Annotated in this window: 2 protein-coding genes and 2 pseudogenes; 3 read left to right on the top strand and 1 reads right to left on the bottom strand. The window is 67.7% G+C overall.

Annotation, left to right across the window (positions count from 1 at the left end; genetic code table 11):
* The 3 genes and pseudogenes from VGV06_19200 to VGV06_19190 all read left to right on the top strand — a co-directional run bounded on the left by VGV06_19200 (position 1) and on the right by VGV06_19190 (position 1,701).
* Positions 1-176 (top strand): annotated as a pseudogene (locus VGV06_19200) (IS3 family transposase).
* A 219-nt stretch (positions 177-395) separates the two neighbouring features.
* Positions 396-1,460: an IS110 family transposase gene (locus VGV06_19195; GenBank protein HEV2057271.1), complete on the top strand. Its 1,065-nt coding sequence runs from the start codon at positions 396-398 to the stop codon at positions 1,458-1,460.
* A gap of 16 nt (positions 1,461-1,476) precedes the next feature.
* A pseudogene (locus VGV06_19190) lies at positions 1,477-1,701 on the top strand (integrase core domain-containing protein).
* Here the strand turns inward: VGV06_19190 and VGV06_19185 are convergent.
* Positions 1,694-1,978, bottom strand: coding sequence for a hypothetical protein (locus tag VGV06_19185; GenBank protein HEV2057270.1), 285 nt, complete (start codon positions 1,976-1,978; stop codon positions 1,694-1,696). The pseudogene VGV06_19190 and the gene VGV06_19185 overlap by 8 nt on opposite strands.
* Between the last annotated feature and the right edge of the window lie 322 nt (positions 1,979-2,300).

The raw sequence follows: 2,300 nt of genomic DNA, 5'->3' as shown, positions 1-2,300 counted from the left end.
GCCCTCGATGCGCTCGAGCAAGCGATCTGGTCGCGCGCCGAGACCAACGGCCTCGTGCATCACAGCGACCGCGACGACCAGTTGAACTCGGGCAGTACGTGTCGATTCGCTACACCGAGCGATTGGCCGAGGCGGGCATGGAGCCATCGGTCGGCAGCGTCGGCGACTCGTACGACTGCGATGATCTCGAGCAGCTGCCCGTCTGGGTCTGACACTGCATACGATTGGCTTCGTGCCCTGGCGTTGATCTGTCGGCCCGGCGGGCAGCTTGAAGGGCGTACTGGCCGGGCGGGTGGTGACCTCATAGGAGCGTGATCGATCCGAGAGATCCCCTCGCAGTCTTGTCCGCTCGTCCGACCAGGGGCCACACACCATCGCACAAGGAGGCCGAGCGGATGGATAAGGGGGCGAACCGGCAAGTCGTCATCGGGGTCGATACCCATAAGGATCTGCATGTCGCCGTGGCGCTGGATGCCCTGGGCGTCCGGCTTGGGCAGCTGCTCATCCCCGCTACCACGGCGGGTTACGCCCAGCTCGAGCAGTGGGGCCGGGCGCATGGGACGCCAACCGCCTTCGGCGTTGAGGGCACTGGCTCGTACGGGGCGGGGCTCACACGGTTTCTCCGCCAGCGGGACTACCGTGTGCTCGAGGTCAACCGGCCTGATCGGGCCGCCCGCCATCGCCAGGGCAAGACCGATCCGCTGGATGCCGAGGCCGCCGCCCGGGCGGTCCTCGCCGGGGTCGCCACCGCGGTTCCGAAGGCCGGCGACGGGACCGTCGAGCTGATTCGGGTGCTCAAGGTCGCGCGCGACACGGCCGTCCGCGCGCGGAGTCAAGCGCTGATCACCCTCAAGACCCTCCTCGTGACGGCCCCGGCGGAATTCCGGGAAGAACTCGCGGGACTCGCCGACACGGCGCTCCTGCATCGATGTGCCGGGCTTCGGCCAGGTGCGGTCACGACTCCGCTGGCCGCCGCCAAACACGCGCTGCGGGCCCTCGCCCACCGATGGCTGGACCTCCATCGCGAGGTGCACCTCCATGACGGTGAGCTCGACCGCCTCACCCAGGAGCAGGCTCCGGAGCTCCGGGCCGCCTTCGGAGTCGGACCCGATACTGCGGCCGAGCTGCTCATCGTGGCCGGGGACAATCCGCGCCGGGTCCATTCGGAAGCCGCCTTTGCTGCGCTCTGTGGTGTGGCTCCGCTCCCCGCCTCGTCGGGACAGACCACGCGACACCGGCTCAACCGGGGCGGGCATCGGCAAGCGAACGCCGCCCTCTACCGGGTCGTGATCGTCCGGATGCGCTGGCACCCGGCCACGGTCGCCTATACGAAACGCCGCCTCGCGGAAGGGAAGACGAAAGCTGAGATCATCCGGTGTCTCAAGCGCTACGTCGCACGTGAAGCGTTCCGGCACTTGCTGCACCGCTCCGGTGCGGACGCCTCCCCGCCAGCCGCTTGACATCTATAGGAGCATCAATGCGCTCGCCGAGTCCGTGATCGGATTGTTCAAGACGGAAGTCATCCGGAGAAGGGGGCCTTGGCGAGGCCTCGAGGACGTCGAGTTCGCCACGCTCGACTGGGTCTCCTGGTACAACACGCAACGACTCCTGGAGCCGATCGGGTACGTTCCCCCGGTCGAGTACGAGGACCATTACTATCGGAACCACCCGACTCACGCCATGGTGGCGCGAGTCAACTAAACCGGTCTCCGGGAAACCCGGGGCGGTTCAGCCGTAGTTGTTCCACCAGATCAGCCACGCGACGGAAGCCCACCAGCAGCTCATCTCGCTCGGCCCGCAGCCGGTCGTTGTCTTGGTTGACGCGTGCGATGACCGCCTGCAGCGTATCCAGGCGTCCGAGCTCGGCGCGGAGCCGCTCGGTCTCCTGGGCCAGATGGTCGACCTCGTCATGCAACATGCCGAGGAGCTCACGGCCTTCGTCGAGCCAGCGCGCGGTATCCTCTCGCTCAGGGTTCATACGACTCGTTCAACTCGCCTCTCCCTCGACCACGATCAGCCGCCAGCGACCGTTAGCATCGGGCACCGGGATGCCCTCGACGCGGGTGCGCGCACGACTTGACGGTGCTCCAGAGCTGCCACGGCTGCCAGCCGTGGAACCCGAGCTGCTCGGTCGGGCCGGAGAGCACCGGAATCTCACGGCCGCAGCGCGGACACGGGCGCTTGGCGCGGGGGCGTCCGTGCTCGTCACGCCAGGTGGGCGGGTTCACGCTATCGGTGAGCGCCGCCTGTCTGAGTGGGCAACTCACGATTAGCGAGGTGGCGGACGTCCACCCCGATAC

This window comes from Candidatus Methylomirabilota bacterium (assembly GCA_035936835.1).
GTDB lineage: Bacteria > Methylomirabilota > Methylomirabilia > Rokubacteriales > CSP1-6 > AR37.
Note: the sequence above shows the minus strand (reverse complement) of the source record. Positions and strands in the feature narration are given on the sequence as shown.